We start from the raw sequence: 16934 nt of genomic DNA, 5'->3' as shown, positions 1-16934 counted from the left end.
TTTCAAAACAGTCTCCGAGAGCTGTTTTGGCCGCCTTGGTGGCCCTGTTGCTGACAACCGCGCCCGAAGCCTGGGCCGAAACCAAGATCCCCGCCGCCCAGGCGGCGCAGATCTCTCCCCGCCCGCCGATGTGGGTGATCCGTGACAAGGACTCGACCGTCTATCTGTTCGGCACCATCCACGCCATGCGTGACGGCGTGGAGTGGATGACGCCGGCCGTTCGCGAAAGCTTCGACGCAAGCGCGGACCTGTGGCTGGAAATCGCCGACATGGACGACACCGCCAAGCTGCAGGGCGTGGCCATGAAGTATATGCTGGACCCGGCGGGCCAACTGACGGCGGGTCTGACGCCGGAAGAGGTCGCCGACCTGGACCGCCGGCTGCAGGCCTGCGGCGTCAGCGCTCAGCAGTTGATGATGCTGCGCAAATTCGCCGTCGGCCTGTTCCTGGTCCAGTGCCAGTTCAAGGCCATGGGGTTGGATCAGCAGCAGGGGATCGACATGACCCTGCTCAAGCGGGCGCGCGGTGCCGGCAAGCCGGTGCATGGGCTGGAAACCATGGAAGAGCAGATGGAGGCCCTGACGCCCGACACGCCCGAGGACGATCTCAAGGCGTTGCGTCTGACGTTGAAGGAACTCGACCGCACGCCTGAGATCATCGATCCGATGATCACTGCCTGGCTCGCGGGTGACCTGAAGGGGTTGGAGGCCCCCCTGGTCAGTGAAATCGCCATGGAAGACCGCGAGGGCTATGAGCGGCTGATCGTCGGCCGCAACCGCAACTGGGTGCCGCGCATCAAGACGATCCTGGACGGCAAGGGCACGGTCTTCATCGCCGTCGGCGCAGGCCACCTGGTCGGCGAGGACAGCGTCATCGTCATGCTGCGCCACGAAGGCATCAAGGTCGAAGCTGTAAAAACCGGCAACTAGCGCGCCGGGCTTAACCTTGCGATAACACTGTTTCAAAATGATCCTTAACAAAGGGTAAAAACGCGGCCCGCGACTTGCATGGCGTGGACATTCGTCCTGTCCAGCAAGGGGTCGTCATGACCAAGCTCACCCATATCCAGGAATATCAAGGGCCGATCGAAAAGACCGGCCAGCTGAGCTGGGCGCTTGATCTTGGCCTGTTGTCGGCGGCCGCGGCCTGCGTCCTGGTCACCACGGTGGTTGGCGGTTTGTGGTTTCATGGTTCACGTGAGGCGCCGGCGGTGGTGCTGAACGTGGCGCCGGGCGTCGATCCGGATCTTGCCGAAGCCCATGCCGGACCGATGGGGGCGCCCTTGCTATGGGTCGCGACGAAGGGCGACGCGACCGTCTATCTGTTCGGCAGCGTCCACCTGTTGCCACCGGGAACGGCCTGGATGGACCAGCGCCTGTTTGTCGCCTTCGACAGCGCCGACCAGGTGTGGTTCGAGTCGCGCAATCTCGACCGGTTGCCGCCGGTGAGCGACAGCCGGGTGACGGCAGGCGCCGATGTGGCGCTGTTCCGCCGGGCCAGGATGATGGACAAGTCGGTGGGGGGCTTCGAAGCCGACCGGTCGCCGCGCGGCCGCTACGGCACGGGCTTTTCCGATGACGGGGTCAATGTGACGGTCAAGGCATGGCAGAGCGGCGACCAGAAGGCCATGACCGCCCACGTGAAGGCCTTGGCCAAGTCGGATCCGGAGATTTATCGCTGGCTTTTGAGCGATCGGCACAAGGCCTGGCTGCCACGGATCGAGGCGATGATGGAGGGGCAGGGGACATCGTTCGTGACACTGGGCGCGGCACATATGATCGGGCCGGATGGCATCGTGGCGGAACTGCGCCGGCGTGGCTATGACGTGGCACGGATGGACGTGAAAAAAAGCCGCCTTTAAGGAAAGGGCTTATTGACGCTCACAATCCATAAATTCTCGAATTCGGAGGCTTCGATTTCCTCAAGTGGCCAATCGATCGTCAATTCTCCGAAGGGGCCATGCACTAACGATGCGCAGGCAAAGCCGTCCCTTTCTTCAAGGGAGAGACTGTTGCGGACGTGAGTGCCGTCGGTAAAGGTCTCAACTGTGCGAAGAACGACTTCGTCGTCGATATTGACTTCGTAGTAGAGCCAAACAGGCGTGTCCGCTGGGACAACAACTTCCGGCCATTTACCTCGAACATATTTTCGCACTCAAATCCAATCTGCTAATTTTAAAGTCCCAGCGCCACGCCCAGCAGGATCTGGTTCTGCAGGATATTGCCCTGCATGAAGCGGTCGTTGTTGACCAGGTCGGTCTGGCGGGTGGCGTCACGCGCCTCGGCGGACTCGTCGCCCTTTTCGGTTTCGTATTTAGCGGCAATGGCCGCCCGCAGCGCCGTCATGGCCTCCGGCAGCGACGCGCCGGTCGCACTGACGCCGTTAGTAGTGACACGGAAACCCACACCCGGAATGATATCAATGACAGGTGTTGCAGCGGTTTCCATGACTATCCCCTACGCCTTTGCGACCCCCAAATAATATTGACATTGCGGGCATATGTCTACAAAAGGCAGGCCTGATTTTCCGGCGGGTGTACCTCGTCCGGAACCCACGTCCTCTTCGCCGTCAGCGAAGAGGATTTTATCTTTTGGAGGAGTCCATGACCGCGTCCAACGATCATCTGTTCGGTGTCTATGCCCGTGCCCCCATCGAGGTGGAACGTGGCCAGGGCGTCCGACTGTATGACCGACATGGCCGCTCATGGCTCGATTTCGTCCAGGGGATCGCCACCAACGGGCTGGGCCATGCCGCCCCGGTTCTGGTCGAGGCCGTGCGCAAGCAGTCCGAAAAGCTGTGGCATGTGTCGAACATCTTCACGATCCCGGAACAGGGCGAACTGGCCGACAAGCTGTGCGCCGCCTCGTTTGCCGACAAGGTGTTCTTCACCAATTCCGGCACCGAAGCCGTCGAATGCGCCCTGAAGCTGGCGCGCAAGTACCATGCCGCGCGCGGTAACGAAGAGCGGATCGACATCATCGGCTTTGAAGGCGCCTTCCACGGCCGCACCTATGCCGCCGTCACCGCCGCCGGCAACGAAACCTACCTCAAGGGCTTCGGTCCGCGCCTGCCGGGCTTCGTTCACCTGTCGCTGGACGACCACGAAGCCATCCGCGCAGCCGCGGAAGCCCCAACGGCCGCGGCCATCCTGGTCGAGCCGGTCCAGGGCGAGGGCGGAGCGCGCGCGCTGACCGACGCCGAACTGACCTTGCTGCGCGAGCTGTGCGACGCCAACGGCCTGCTGCTGATCTTCGACGAAATCCAGTGCGGCATGGGCCGTTCGGGCAAGCTGTGGGCCTACGAATATTCCGGCGTCACCCCCGACGTCATGTGCGTCGCCAAGGCGCTGGGCGGCGGCTTCCCCGTCGGGGCGTGCTTGGCCACCGAAGACGCGGCGTCCGGCATGGTCGTCGGTTCGCACGGTTCGACCTTCGGCGGCAATCCGATGGCCATGGCCGTCGGCCTAGCCGCGTTCGGCGAAATCTCCAGCCCGGAACTGCTCGACAATGTCCGCAAACAGGCGGGCTATCTCAAGCAGCAGCTGGAAGGCCTGAAACAGACCTGGCCCGACATGATCGAAGAGATCCGCGGCCGCGGCCTGCTGGTCGGCATCAAGGTCAAGCCGAACAACCGTGAGATCATGACCCTGGCCCGCGATAACGGCCTGCTGATCGCCGGCGGTTCGGACAATTGCGTGCGACTGCTGCCGCCGCTGAACGTCACCGAGGACGAATGCCGCGAGGCCATCGGTCTTCTCGAAAAGACCTTCGAGGCCGCGCGCGCCGCCGCCAAACAAAAAGAGCAAGCCTGAATGTCGTAAGCGAGGGGCGACCGCGCCCCTCCCGTCTTCCCGGGGGAAGGAAACAGCCATGACCCGCCATTTTCTCGATATCTGCGATCTCGACGCCGCAACCCTGCGCGCCATTGTCGATGACGCCCACCGCCGCAAGGCCGCCCGCAAGGGCTGGACCCAGGGCCGTGTCGACGCCGATGCCCCAGCGAAGGAACGCGTCCTGGCGATGATTTTTGAGAAGAACTCGACGCGCACGCGCTTCTCGTTCGACGCCGCCATCCGTCAACTGGGCGGCAGCGCCATCATCTCGACCGCGTCCGACATGCAGTTGGGCCGCGGTGAGCCGATTGAGGATACCTCCAAGGTGCTGTCGCGCATGGTTGACGCCATCATGATCCGCGCCAACCGCCATGAAGATGTCCTGCGTCTGGCCGCCGTCTCGACCATTCCGGTGGTCAACGGGCTGACCAACCTGTCGCATCCATGCCAGATTCTGGCCGACATCCAGACCATCGAAGAGCATCGCGGCCCCATCGCCGGCAAGGTGCTGGCCTGGGTCAGCGACGGCAACAATGTCTGTAACAGCCTGATCCACGCGGCGGCGCGCTTCGACTTCGAACTGCGCATCGCCTGTCCGGAGGGCTACAAGCCGTCGATGGACGCCATGGTCTTCGCCGCCCAGCATGGCGCGAAGGTGACGGTCGGTTCCGATCCGCGCGCCGCCGTCGAAGGCGCCGATGTCGTGCTGGCCGATACCTGGGTGTCGATGGGCGACCTGGATCACGACGAGCGCCTGATGGCCTTTCATGCCTATCAGGTCGACAACAAGCTGATGGGCCTGGCCAGGAAGGATGCGGTGTTCCTGCACTGCCTGCCGGCGCACCGCGGCGAGGAGGTGGCCGACGAGGTCATCGACGGTCCGCAATCGCTGATCTGGGATGAGGCTGAAAATCGCATACATGCCCAAAAAGCCATCCTGGCCTGGTGTTTTGGCGCGTCATCCTTGGTCGATTAGTGCGTTGGCTGCGCTTGGCTGTATGAAGAATAAAGCCGACGCTTGCCGCCTGCTATTCGACTCAAAGCTGACGGCCAAAAGGCGGGAAGGTTTAGAAAAATTAGTACCTCGGCTGGGCTTGCTGGCCCAGACCGAAATGGTGCATCAATATCGACAGCATGATGACGGTAAAGGCGCCCGACAGCAGCATCAGGAAGCGCCACGGCACCATGCGCGGCCCCGGCCGGCGCAGGTCGGGCGGACGCGATCCGCGCCATCCCGTCAGAACGGTTAACAATACTCCCGCTATCAGGAGAATCACGTTAAGGCCTACGTCGATGTCCATGGTGTCTCATGACCGGAAATGGCCGCCCAGGCAAGGGGCGGGTGGCCCAAGGGTTCGGGATTATGTCCACAGAAACCTGATCGGACGCCATATGTTGTGGTTAACAATGGGTTTACACCCCAGATTATGCGGTCTACGCTCGCGTACTGGACGAAATTGGGGAGTCGCATGAGCGCGAACGCACCTTGGAGTGTTAAGGGCATCGATGCCAAGGCCCGTGAGGTCGCCAAGGATTTGGCGCGCCGGTCCGGAATGACGCTTGGGGAGTGGCTGAACCAGATGATCCTCCAGGGTGAGGATGTCGGCGCCCTGATTTCCCAGGAGCGTCAGCGCAGCGAACGCCCGGCCCAAAACGCCGCAGCCCGTCCCGCGCCGCGCCGGATTCCGGAAGCCGCCTATGACGACGAAGACGTTTACGACGACTATGAAGAGGAAGAGGAGCGCTTTGCCCCCCGTTCCCGTCGTCCGGCCCAGATATACCGCGACACCGCCTATGCCGAACCCACGCCCAGAATAAAGCGACCCGAACCGCGCGTCGAACCCCGGGCGGCCTATGCCCCCGCTCGCGCCCAAGATTCGCGTCCTCTTTCGTCGCGCGACCTGCGCCGCAGCTCCATCTTTTCTGATCGTCCGCGTGCGGATGTTTATGAAGAGCAGAACTATGCCGTCGCCTCGGACGACCTCGGCCGCGTCGCCCGTGCCCTGGAAGGCCTGGGCTCGCGCATCGAGTCGTCGGAAACCCGTTCGGCGACCGCCGTGCGCAGCGTGTCGAGCGCGGTCGAATCCCTTCTGGGTCGTCTCGAACGTTCCGAAGCCGCCTTGGAAGCGGCCACCAGCCAGACCCGCGACGAACTGCACGGCCGCCTGGACGAGCAGTCGCAGGAGGTCATGTCCTCGTTCGAGCAACTGGCCCGCCGCAGCGAGGAAGACCGTCGTCGCAGCGAAGAGGATCGCCGCCGGATCGAGGAAGACCGTCACCGCCTGGAAGAGGACCGTCGCCGCACCGAGCAGGATCATGAGCTGTTCGTCGACCGCCTGGAAAAGGCCGAGCGTCTGATCGGCGCCCAGGCTGAGCGTCTGGAAGGTCTGTCGGGCCATGTGCGCGAAGAGCGCGAACGCATGGGCAAGATCGAGGCCGGCCTGAAGAACACTCAGACCATCGAGACCGTCAAGGCGGTCGAAGGCGCCCTGGGCAAGCTGGCCAACCAGCTTTACGAAGGCGATGTCCGCACGCGCGAAACCGTCAAGGACATCCGCACCGACATGGTGACGCTGTCGCACCGTCTGGCTCAGATGGAGACCCGCGACCCCGAGCGCGCCGCGCAAGGCGTGATCGACAAGGTCGTGTCGCGCATGGCGGAGCGTCTCGAAGCGGCTGAGGCCCAGACCTCGGGCGCTATCAAGACGCTGGAAAACGCCTTCCGCAACCTGGAAGGCCGCCTGTCGCGCGCCGAGGAACGCGGTGACGTCTCCGACCCGGAAGCCGCCCGGTCCCTCACGGAGCTGGCGTCCGAGCTGTCGCGCCGCGTCGAGGAAAACCGCCAGGAATTGCTGAGCGTGCTCAACACCTCGGGCAAGGAGGGCGTTGAAGCCCTGGCCGCCCGTTTTGACGCCCGCCTGGAACAGGCCGAGCGCCGTCAGGCCGCGGCTCTGGAGCGCATGGGCCAGGAAATCGTCCGGATGGCCGGCACGTTCGACCGTCGCGTCCGCAGCGTCGAGGAAGCCAATTCGTCCGGCCTGACCCGCCTGGGCGCTGAAGTCACCCGCGTCGCCGAAACGGTCGAGACCCGCGCCAACCGCACCGAATCCAGCCATGCTCAGGCGCTTGAGCGCCTGGGCGGCGAGATTGCCCGTATCTCCGAGCGCCTGACCGCAAAGCTGGTGGAAACCGAGCGCCGCACCACCCAGGTGCTCTCCGGTATCGGCCAGGAGTTCGAGCAGCAGCGCGATCATGCCCGTTCCGACCTGGCCGAACGTATCCGCCAGAGCGAAGAGCGCACGGCGAAGCTGCTGGACGAAGCCCGTGGCCGCATCGACCAGAAGCTTGCCCAGGTCCAGAAGCAAACCCTGCTGCAGGAAGCCGTCGTCAAGCCGGCGCCTGCGCGTGATGAACTGCCGAGTGCCTTCGCACCTAGCCCATTTGCATCGGCGCCTGCGGCTCCGGCGGCTGAAATCGAGACCCGGCCGTTCGGCCAGTTTTCGGGTGGGTTCGAGGATGACGCCGAAGAACCCGTCGCGACGCTGGCGCCAGTCTCGGCCGCACCCCGGCCGGCGGCCGGCGGCAATGACCAGGTTGACATCACCGGTCGTCTGCTCAGTTCGGTGACCGATTTCAAACCGGAGTTCGACCCGTTTGAAGACGGCGACGACGAGGATTTCAGCGCCGAACTGATGAATTCGCCGCTGCGCCAGAAGGTTCAGGCGGCGCATGCCGCGGCTCCGGTTCGGGCGCAGGTGGAAGAAGATCCTACCGGCGATGATCCGTTCGCCGATATCGATATGTCGCGCAAGACCGCGCCGCGCAGCCAAGCCTATGCCGCCCAGACGCCGCAAGCCCAGGTTTCGGCGCCGAGCTTTGACGAACACGACGACGATGATGGCGGTGTATCGGTCTCCACGCGTGACGCCCTGGCTGCGGCTCGCGCCGCCGTCCGCGCCAGCATGGAAAGCGACGACAAGCCGCTGGGGGGCCTGCGCGCCGGTACGTCGCGCATCAGCGCCGCCCAAGCGCGCGCGCCCAAGCCGAAGACTGGTGGCGAAAGCACGCTGATGAAGGCCTTCAAGGCCTCGTCGCTGGCTGTTTTCGTGGTCGGTGGATTGGCAGGCGGTGGACTACTTCTAAGCCGTATGGTCGATGAGAAGGTTGACGATGCCACGACAGAGACTGCTCCTATCGTCGCCGCCGCTTTGACGCCGGAAGCCGCCGCCGCGGACAGCCAGAACCAGCAGAACCTGGCGGCGCGCTATGACCTGGCCATGCAGCAGGTGACCGCACGCAAGCCGGGATCGGTCGACGTGCTGAAAGAAGTCGCCAACCAGGGCTACGCTCCGGCCCAATATGTGCTGGGTCAGGTCTATGGCGGCGACAAGGCCTATGCCGGCCTGGTCGCGCCGGACAAGAACGAGAAGCGTAAGTGGATCCGCCGCGCGGCCGAAGGCGGCGTCACCGAGGCGATGTATTCGCTGGGCCTGCAGTATTACAACGGTGAGGGCGGCGCCCAGGACCGCAGCGCCGCAGCCATGTGGTTCCGTTATGCGGCCCAGCGCGGCCAGCCGGACAGCCAGTATAATCTGGGTGTGTTGTATGAGACCGGGGTCGGCGCGCCGATGTCGCCGGGCGAGTCCTACAAGTGGTACTCCCTGGCCGCCAAGGACGACAGCAATCCGCGTAATGCCGCCGAGGCACGCAAGGCAGCCGATCGTCTGCGGGCGCAGCTGAGCGATACGCAGTTGCAGCGTCAGGACGCAGCGGTGGCCAGCTTTACGCCGATCACCGACGACGGCCCGCCGATGGCTTCCAGCGCCGAACCGCGCGGCTGATCCGGACTGGATGTGTTCCGAAAGCCGTTGTCGTAGCAGGCGCCATGGCGTAGGTTAACGCCGTGAGTGACGCTGTATCCCAACCCGCCTGGCGCGACCTGACCCCGACCCATGCCCTGGGGCTGACACCGGCGCGTGCCTTCGTCGCCGGACCCGAAGGCGGCCGAATCGTCGGCCTGCCGGAAGTGCGCGAACTGTGGGGCCGCGAAGCCCTGATCGTCGCCAATGCATCACTGATGCGCACCCGCCTGTTCGGTAACCGCCAGGCGCGCGAAGCCCGCCATTTCGATGTGCTGGAACTCTACGCCTTTATCCGGCCGGCCCAATTCTGCGCCCCGTCCGCCGCCGGCCTGGCCCTGGCCTGCGGTCACAGCGAACCGGAAACCCCCGACGACCAGGCGAAGATTCTGGTCCAGGTCATCCTCGACCTGTGCGAAGAGCTGCGCGCCGCCCCGCTGGGTTTCCGGCTGGCGGCGCAGTCGGGCAACCGGCTGATGGACCGCCAGGGCTGGGTGTGGGCGCCGCTGGTCCAGGCGGTGCTGGACCACACCGAGATGCCGGCCGACTATGTCCCGCCGCCGGCGCTGGATATTTGGTCCTTGCTGGAGGAATGGGAAGAACAGCCGCCCGAAGGCCCGGCCCGCGCCGTCGCCATGTCCGAGGAGGAAGTCACCCAGCATCTGGGACGCGGCCTGCAACGCGCCGGACTGGACGAACGCCGCCCGGAACAGCTCGAGTTCGCGCTCAAGGCCCGCGAAATCTTCGCCCCGAAATGGATGAAGGATCAGCCCAATATGTGGCTGCTGGAGGCCGGGACCGGGGTGGGCAAGACGCTCGGCTATCTGGCGCCCGCCCATGCCTGGGCCGAACGTGCGCAAGGCCAGGTGTGGATTTCGACCTACACCAAGGCGCTGCAAAAACAGATCCATCACGACACCCGCGCCCTGTTCGACAGCCCGGCCGAACGCGCCGACAAGGTGGTGGTGCGCAAGGGACGCGAGAACTACCTCTGCCTGCTGAACTTCCAGGAACGTATGGCGGCCATGCATTCGGCGCCCGAGCTGATCATGGCGGTGCTGATGGCGCGGTGGGCGCTGTATTCGCGCGACGGCGACATCATCAGCGGCGATTTCCCGACCTGGCTGCCGTCGCTTTTGCCGCCCGGCACACCGGCCCAGGTCTTCGGCACCCTGACGCCGCACAGCCTGGTCGACCGGCGCGGCGAATGCACCTATGCCGCCTGTCCGCACTACCGCGTCTGTTTCATCGAAAAGTCGGTGCGCAAGGCCAAGTCGGCCTCGCTGGTCATCGCTAACCATGCGCTGGTCATGGCCCAGGCGGCCTACGACCTGCGCGACACCGCCCGCTCTCAGATGCAGGCCGAGATGAACGGCGAGGACGTCCAGGGCGACGTTGATGCACCGGCCCTGTCGCGCCTGGTGTTCGACGAGGGCCACCATCTGTTCGAGGCGGCCGACAGCGCTTTTGCGACCCGGCTGTCCGGCCTGGAAGCCTATGAGCTGCGGCGGTGGATCCGAGGCAATGAAGGCCGGTCGCGGCGCGGCCGCGGGCTGGAAGCGCGGCTGGGCGACCTGATCGCTGGCCAGGAAACGGCCCAGACGGCGATGAAGGAACTGATCCGGGCGGCGCATGTCCTGCCGTCGGACGGCTTCTCGCAGCGGCTGGGCGTGCGGACTCAATCGGGCGGCGGGCTGGACCCGGTCGGACCGATCGAAGCCCTGCTGGTCGAGGTCTATCGCCAGATCGACATCCGCCAGGGCGAGGCGCGGCTGCGTTCGAAATTCTCGCCCGATGCCGAACAGGGCGGCGAGTGCGAAGCCCATCCCTGTATCGACGGCGTGGCGGTGGCGGCCAAGCTGGCGGCGCGCGCCCTGGCTGGTATCGAGGCGCCTTTGCTGGCCCTGGTGCGGGCTTTGGAAGACCGTCTGAATGAGGGCGCCGAGCTGGAGCCGGCCGATCGCATCCGCATCGACGGTGCCCTGCGTGGGTTGGAGCGGCGGGCGCGGCTGCTGTTGCCGGCGTGGCGGTCGCTTTTGCAGCAACTGGCGCTGGAAGAGGGCGATGTCACCGAAGACGACGGCACGGCGCACACGATCGACTGGTTCTCGACCGAGGTCCTGCGCGGCAAGGTGGTTGATGTCAGCCTGAACCGCCACTATGTCGACCCCAGTTTGCCCTTGGCCGAGTTCGTTCTGAAGCCGGCTCATGGCGTACTGGTGGCGTCGGCGACCTTAAGCGACGGCGCGGCCGACACTGACCGGTTTGCCCTGGCCAAACAGCGGACGGGCGCCAATCACCTGGTCATGGGCGCCAAGACGGCGCGAATCACCTCGCCGTTTGACTATGCCCGCCAGGCACGGCTGTTCGTCATTACTGACGTCAGCCGCGAAGACCCGCGCGCCGTTGGGGCGGCCATGGAGGCGCTGTTCAAGGCGTCGAAGGGTGGGGCGCTGGGGTTGTTTACGGCGATCCGCCGGCTGAAGGCGGTGTATGAGCAGATCAACCGCCCTCTGAGCGAGGCGGGGGTATCGCTGTACGCCCAGCACGTTGACCCGCTGGATGTGTCGGATTTGATCAGCGTCTTCCGCAGTGAGCACCATTCGTGCCTGCTGGGGACGGATGCGGTGCGTGACGGCGTCGACGTGCCGGGCCAGGCCTTGAGGCTGATCGCGTTCGACCGGATTCCCTGGCCGCGGCCGGATTGCCTGCATCGCGCCCGACGCCAGCATTTCGGCAACAAGATCTATGACGATGCCCTGACGCGGGCGAAGCTGGCCCAGGCCTTCGGGCGGCTGATCCGCAAGGCGGACGATCGCGGGGTATTTGTCATGCTGGATTCGGCGGCGCCGACGCGGCTATTTACGGGCCTGCCTGACGGGGTGGTGGTGCAGCGATGTACCCTGGCCGAGGCGCTGGAATCGGTGGGTAGGTTCCTGCATGGCGAGCCGAATGCGGCACCGGAGGATGAGGTGCGGGTATAAAAAGCTGTTACCTCCCGCGAGCGGTGAGATATCAGAGAACTTTGTTGTACAGCCGATAGGTCTCGTCCGTGATGGCCATGAACGGCTTGAGCTGAATTTCGCCGGAGTCCATGGCCACCGCCCATGTGTCGGACGTTTGCTGTTTCGCCGACAGCCACACATCTCGCGGTAACGCCCCCTCCGGCGCGGCAATCGGGAACAGCACCAGCGGCCCCGTCATCACCGCCACCATCTCCGGATACGCCGCGTTCAGCGCTTCCAGCCGCAAACCCATGTCGAAGGTCACATCGATGACATCGCCGGCTTTCCAGGTGCGCGAAATCTTCACAAAGCCGGGTTTTACACCGCGAACAGCCTTACCGTTGATGGTGACGCGCGTCGCCGGCCCGGCCCACTCCGGTATCCGCAGAGCCACCTTGAACTTCCCGGCGTCGTGCACCTCGATCCGGCTGGTATTGGCTAGCGGGTACTGCGTCGTCTGACTCAGCCGCACATCCTGGCCGCCGATCTGCGCTGTGACCTGCGACGGGACATAGAAGTTAACCCAAATACTATCGTCCTCGACCAGATAGGCGCTGATGCCGTAGTCCGCCGCCAGCTGGATAAAGGTCCCCGAACAGCACGGCCATTTTTCGCCGCGGAAGAACTTAGTCGCCGTCTGGTGATAGTCCGAATAGTAGAAGGTCTCACCTTCCGGCGTCGTCGGTTTGGCGCCCAGGATGGTGTTGTACAGCACGCGCTCCATGCTGTCGCCGTAACGGCTTTCGCGGGTGATCTTCAGCAGAGACCGGGTGATCTTGAAGTGACCATAGGCGCCGCATGGTGTCTCGAATGTACGGTGCGTTTCGGTCAGCATGTTAAACAGGGTCTCGGAATCGTCAGGGGCGACCAGTTCTTCGTTCGGCCCCCAGCCGCCGGTGGCGTAGGACTGGTGCGAGACGAAATCGAAGCCGTTGATCGCGGCCTTGAGATACTTGTCCTCGCCTGTCGCCAGATAAGCTTCAACCGCCGAATTCAGCGCATTGACATGGCTATAGGCGTGCTTGCCCTTCAACGGGCTAACACCGTGGGCCAGCGGATCGAACAGGGCTTCGTTCTGCAGATATCGGATGGCCAGATCCTTGTAGCGTTCGCCCATGCCTGCCTTCCAGGCCAGGAACAGATGTTCGGGCAGGGTATAGGGCTCGTCCCAGATCTGGGCTTCGCGGTCATAGGGCCTGGCGCGGCGTTCTTCGCGCGTCAGGGCTTTTTCCGGCAGGAAGGGCAGGACGGCATCGGTGGTTTTATCCAGCGCGTCCTTCGCTTCGGCGACGCCCGCCAGATGGTAGGCGTCGACCAGGCCAATGACGGTCTTATCGTAGGTATAGGCCGGCAGGTTGTAATCATCGAAGAACTTCGGCGAGATGGTCGGGATATAGGCGCTCACCAGGCTTTGCACCTTGGCCTTTGTGGCGGCATCGCCCGTAATGGCGTAGATCCGCGCCAGGCCCGACAGGTACTGGCCGAAGCTGTGGCCGGGGATATAGCCGTGCCAGTTGGCGGTGCTCCAGTCGTTGGGATCGATATGGAAGTCGTTGGAGGCGTCATACCACCCGCCCATGTCTTCACCCGGCGCCGGCTGGCCGGCCAGGACGCGGAAAGGTTTCAGCAGCCGGTCATCATCGATGCTCATGAACAGGTGGTGCTGATGTTTGAACTGGACATCCATCGGACCATGCGTCAGGCGCACATTGGGGTAGGCCGGTTGAGCCAGGGCGGGGAAGCGGCCCTGCTTTACTGCCGCGCCCGCCGGCAGGGCGCAGGTGCAAGCCAAAGCGGAACTGGCGCCCAGAAAGGTGCGGCGTGAAACGGACATGCGGCTTCCCGGTCAATAAGACTATTTGAAATAGGAATTATCACGAAGATGGCCTCGGCGTCCACGTATTACCCGGACAATTCCGCATCGCTTTTTTGCGCCCTTGCCGGTTCCCAAGCGCTCCCAGGTCTGGCATGAGTGCGAATGGTTAACAGGAGACCGCCATGGACGATATCGCGCTGAACCGGCCCGTCAAGAAGCGCAGCCGTATCGGCCTGTTCGCGCCGATCACCATCGTCGTCCTGCTGGCTCTGGGCTGGACCGGCTACTGGTTCTATGTCGCCCATGACGTCGAAAAGCGTATCTCGATCCACCAGGCGCTGCTGGTCGCCCAGGGCTACCAGGCGACCGTCGACCGCCAGAAGGTCTCGGGCTATCCCTTCCGCATGTATGTCGACTTCGACAACATCACCGTCATCGCTCCCACCGGCAAGGGCTTCGCCGCCAAGGAGCTGAAGGCCGAGGCCAATGCCTATGCCCTGGACAAGTGGGTGTTGGCGGCGCCGCAGGGCGTGACCCTGTACCGCGGCCGGGTCAACGGCGTCGACTACGGCAAGGCCGAGGTCACTGGCCGGTCCCTGCGCGCCAGCGTCTCCGGCCTGTTCAGCCCGATCTACAATGTCGCCATCGAAGGCACCGGCATCACCATGACGCCGTCCGACGCGACGCGGCCGTTCGCCTTCACCACGGCTGACAAGTTCGACGCCTATCTGCGCCCGACCCCGGATGCAGCCGACTCCGCCGATTTCCTGGTCCGGGTCAGCGGCGCCCATGGCCAGCCCAAGAGCCTGATCGGCGATTTCTCGCCCGAAAAGCCGATGAGCCTGCATGTCGAAGGTACACTGAACCACTATTCGGCCTTCAACGGCGGCCCGCGCGCCTGGGCGGCCGCCGGCGGCACGGCCACGGCCGTCAAGTCGCAGGTGACGGCCGGCGACCTCAACCTGCTGCTCAACAGCGACAGCCTGACCTCGAACACGGCCGGTAACCTGACCGGCAAGGCGCATATCGAGATGACCGGCACCTTCAACCCGATCGACGTGCTGGGGGCGCTGCGGCTGATCTCGCCCGAGAACATGACCCTGGCCAAGCCGCTGCTGAACCTGACCCTGGCCACCCAGGGGACGCAAAAGTTCGACATCGACTTCCATGACGGCGGCGCCTATATCGGCCCGCTGAAAGTGTCGGACGCTCCCGTACTTCCGTGATTTTGGCTTAACTGGTTACGATTGCGTGCAATTTTTTTGAAATTTGCGCGATAGACTGACCATGCGGGCGGTAACGGCATAAACCCGGCTTGTTCACGCGCCCGTGAGGCCCTAAGGTCGCCGCTTTCAGCGCCTACTGAAAAGACGAGTGCGACCGTGACCACATTGACCGACTTGAGAGCGCAGATCGACGCTCTGGATGCCGACCTGTTGCGCCTGGTTGACGCCCGCGCGGCGCTGGGCAAGGCCATCGGCGAAGCGAAAGCGCGCGAAGACACCTCCACCGAAGCCGTCTCCCTGCTGCGACCCGACCGCGAAGCCATGCTGATCCGCAAGCTGCTGGCCATGCCGCGCGGCGCTGCCTCGAATGAGGTGGTGGTGCGGGTGTGGCGCGAGCTGATCTCGGAAAACCTGCGCATCCAGGGCCAGGCGCGCGGTGGCCTCCACCTGAATTTCAGCGCCAAGGAACACAGCCGCGAAGTGCTGGTCTGGGCACGTGAGCGTTTCGGAATCGCCCCGTCCTTCGGCTATGTCGACGACACGACGGCGGCTGTGGCTGCAGCGCGCGATGTGCGCAACATTTCGATCCTGAGCCTCGATCCGCGCGGCGGCGCCTGGTGGGCGCGGCTGCTGGCGGAAAAATCGGTACGGATTATTGCGGCCTTGCCCGAGATGTCTCAGGCGAGGCCGCATGCTGTTGCGGTGGCCTCCATTGCGCCGGAACCTACGGGCGACGACCTGACCTTCTGGGTCAGCGACTCGGGCGAGCGCGAGGAACGGATCATTGACGACCTGTCGCAACGCGGCTTCGCTGCCGACTGGGTCTGTTCAGCCCAAGGTCTGAAGCTGTTTTCGCTGATCGGCTTCGTCCAGGAAAACGACGCCCGCCTGCATGGCGCGCTGGGCAGCCTGACCGGCATTATCGGCGCCGCACCGCGGATTTAGACCCGCCTGGCGTTTCCGCAGTTGAAAATCGGCGCCCGGCGCAATAAGCCGCTGTCGAAAGCAAAGAGTTAAGTGATGGACAAGCCCGTGACCACCGATGCCCCCGCGCCCAAGGCAGGTATTCTCGATATCGCCCCCTATGTCGGCGGCAAGTCGAAGATCGACGGCATCGCCGAGCCGACCAAGTTGTCGTCCAACGAAAACGCCCTGGGCTGCTCGCCGAAAGCCGCCGCGGCCTTTGCGGAGGCGCAGGCCAAGCTGTTCCGCTATCCCGATGGCCATGCCAATCCGCTGCGCACGGCGGTGGCGGCCTATCATTGCCTGGAGCCCGAGCGGCTGATCTTCGGCAACGGCTCGGACGAGGTCTTCGCCCTGTTGAACCAGACCTATCTCGAAGCCGGCGACAATATCGTCACCGGCGAGCACGGCTTCCTGGCCTACCGTATCAGCGCCCTGGCCTGCCAGGCCGAGGTCCGCCTGGCGCCCGAGCCTGAGCGGCGCATCGAGATCGATCGCCTGCTGGAGCTGGTCGATGGCCGCACCAAGCTGGTCTATATCTCCAATCCGGCCAATCCGACGGGCACCTGGAACACGCCGGAAGAATTGTCCGAACTGCGTGAGCGCTTGGCGCCGGACGTCATCCTGGTGATCGACGAGGCCTATGCCGAATTCGTCGATGAGCCGACCTGGGAGTCGGCTTTCGACATGGCGCGCGGGCACGACAACATTGTGGTGACGCGGACCTTCTCGAAAATCCACGGCCTGGCCGGTTTACGGGTCGGCTTCGGCTATTGCCCGAAGGACCTGGTCGACGCCATGGACCGCATCCGGCTGCCGTTCAACATCAACCTGCCGGCCCAGGCGGCGGCGATTGCTGCCCTGGCCGACCAGGCCCATATCGACGCCTCGAAGGCCCAGGTGACGTCGTGGCGGCCGCGCCTGATCCAGGCGATCCGCAGCTTCGGCCTGGAGGTCGGGGTGTCGGCGGGCAACTTCGTGCTGATCCGGTTCAGGGACGGCGATGAGGCGGCGCGGGCGAATGAATTCCTGATGACCCAAGGACTGATCGTGCGTCATGTCGCCAATTACGGCCTGCCGAACTGCCTGCGCGTCACAGTCGGCAAGGACGCCGAGAACGAAGCCTTCCTGGACGCGCTTCATAAATTTGTCGTTCAAAGGTAGATTTGGACGCAAATATTGATCTGGGACAATGACCGGGCGGTCAGCAAACTTAGTTTTTCCGTTCGCCCC

General features: G+C 64.2%; 13 protein-coding genes. 9 read left to right on the top strand and 4 right to left on the bottom strand.

Features of this window, described 5'->3' with window-relative positions; genetic code table 11:
* Window positions 1–26 precede the first annotated feature (26 nt).
* Both ABAC460_RS27210 and ABAC460_RS27205 read left to right on the top strand, forming a co-directional pair.
* Window positions 27–929 (top strand): TraB/GumN family protein, encoded by a 903-nt coding sequence (locus ABAC460_RS27210; RefSeq protein WP_023451741.1) that lies wholly within the window; start codon window positions 27–29, stop codon window positions 927–929.
* A gap of 116 nt (window positions 930–1045) precedes the next feature.
* A complete protein-coding gene (locus ABAC460_RS27205) occupies window positions 1046–1861 on the top strand; it encodes a TraB/GumN family protein (protein WP_023451740.1) in 816 nt (271 codons plus the stop codon).
* Here ABAC460_RS27205 and ABAC460_RS49500 read toward each other — a convergent pair.
* Both ABAC460_RS49500 and ABAC460_RS27200 read right to left on the bottom strand, forming a co-directional pair.
* On the bottom strand, window positions 1858–2154 hold the full coding sequence (locus ABAC460_RS49500; protein ID WP_155914554.1) for a hypothetical protein: 297 nt from the start codon (window positions 2152–2154) through the stop codon (window positions 1858–1860). The genes ABAC460_RS27205 and ABAC460_RS49500 overlap by 4 nt on opposite strands.
* 20 nt (window positions 2155–2174) lie before the next feature.
* Window positions 2175–2447, bottom strand: a complete 273-nt coding sequence (locus ABAC460_RS27200) for a hypothetical protein (RefSeq protein ID WP_023451739.1) — start codon at window positions 2445–2447, stop codon at window positions 2175–2177.
* Between the two features lie 155 nt (window positions 2448–2602).
* Between ABAC460_RS27200 and ABAC460_RS27195 the strand changes: the two genes are divergently transcribed.
* Both ABAC460_RS27195 and argF read left to right on the top strand, forming a co-directional pair.
* Window positions 2603–3811 (top strand): aspartate aminotransferase family protein, encoded by a 1209-nt coding sequence (locus ABAC460_RS27195; protein WP_023451738.1) that lies wholly within the window; start codon window positions 2603–2605, stop codon window positions 3809–3811.
* 58 nt (window positions 3812–3869) lie between these two features.
* Window positions 3870–4808, top strand: a complete 939-nt coding sequence (argF, locus tag ABAC460_RS27190; protein WP_023451737.1) for an ornithine carbamoyltransferase — start codon at window positions 3870–3872, stop codon at window positions 4806–4808.
* A gap of 100 nt (window positions 4809–4908) precedes the next feature.
* Here the strand turns inward: argF and ABAC460_RS48780 are convergent, their stop codons facing one another.
* Window positions 4909–5133, bottom strand: a complete 225-nt coding sequence (locus tag ABAC460_RS48780; protein WP_155914553.1) for a hypothetical protein — start codon at window positions 5131–5133, stop codon at window positions 4909–4911.
* A gap of 168 nt (window positions 5134–5301) precedes the next feature.
* Between ABAC460_RS48780 and ABAC460_RS27185 the strand changes: the two genes are divergently transcribed.
* Window positions 5302–8673 (top strand): SEL1-like repeat protein, encoded by a 3372-nt coding sequence (locus ABAC460_RS27185; protein ID WP_023451735.1) that lies wholly within the window; start codon window positions 5302–5304, stop codon window positions 8671–8673.
* A gap of 62 nt (window positions 8674–8735) precedes the next feature.
* Window positions 8736–11675: an ATP-dependent DNA helicase gene (locus ABAC460_RS27180; protein ID WP_023451734.1), complete on the top strand. Its 2940-nt coding sequence runs from the start codon at window positions 8736–8738 to the stop codon at window positions 11673–11675.
* Window positions 11676–11706: 31 nt separating this feature from the next.
* Here the strand turns inward: ABAC460_RS27180 and ABAC460_RS27175 are convergent, their stop codons facing one another.
* Complete coding sequence (locus tag ABAC460_RS27175) at window positions 11707–13530, bottom strand: beta-L-arabinofuranosidase domain-containing protein (protein WP_023451733.1); 1824 nt, start codon at window positions 13528–13530, stop codon at window positions 11707–11709.
* Between the two features lie 164 nt (window positions 13531–13694).
* Between ABAC460_RS27175 and ABAC460_RS27170 the strand changes: the two genes are divergently transcribed.
* The 3 genes from ABAC460_RS27170 to hisC all read left to right on the top strand — a co-directional run bounded on the left by ABAC460_RS27170 (window position 13695) and on the right by hisC (window position 16865).
* The gene (locus tag ABAC460_RS27170; RefSeq protein WP_023451732.1) at window positions 13695–14738 is read left to right on the top strand and encodes a DUF2125 domain-containing protein; all 1044 of its coding nucleotides are present in this window, start codon (window positions 13695–13697) and stop codon (window positions 14736–14738) included.
* A gap of 156 nt (window positions 14739–14894) precedes the next feature.
* Window positions 14895–15683: a chorismate mutase gene (locus ABAC460_RS27165; protein ID WP_023451731.1), complete on the top strand. Its 789-nt coding sequence runs from the start codon at window positions 14895–14897 to the stop codon at window positions 15681–15683.
* Between the two features lie 75 nt (window positions 15684–15758).
* Entirely contained in the window at window positions 15759–16865 is a 1107-nt protein-coding gene (gene hisC / locus ABAC460_RS27160) for a histidinol-phosphate transaminase (protein ID WP_023451730.1), read from the top strand.
* Window positions 16866–16934 lie beyond the last annotated feature (69 nt).

Origin of the sequence: Asticcacaulis sp. AC460 (assembly GCF_000495795.1) — a bacterium.
Lineage (GTDB): Bacteria > Pseudomonadota > Alphaproteobacteria > Caulobacterales > Caulobacteraceae > Asticcacaulis.
The sequence above is the reverse complement of the archived record's forward strand: the minus strand, read 5'-3'. Positions and strand labels throughout refer to the sequence as shown.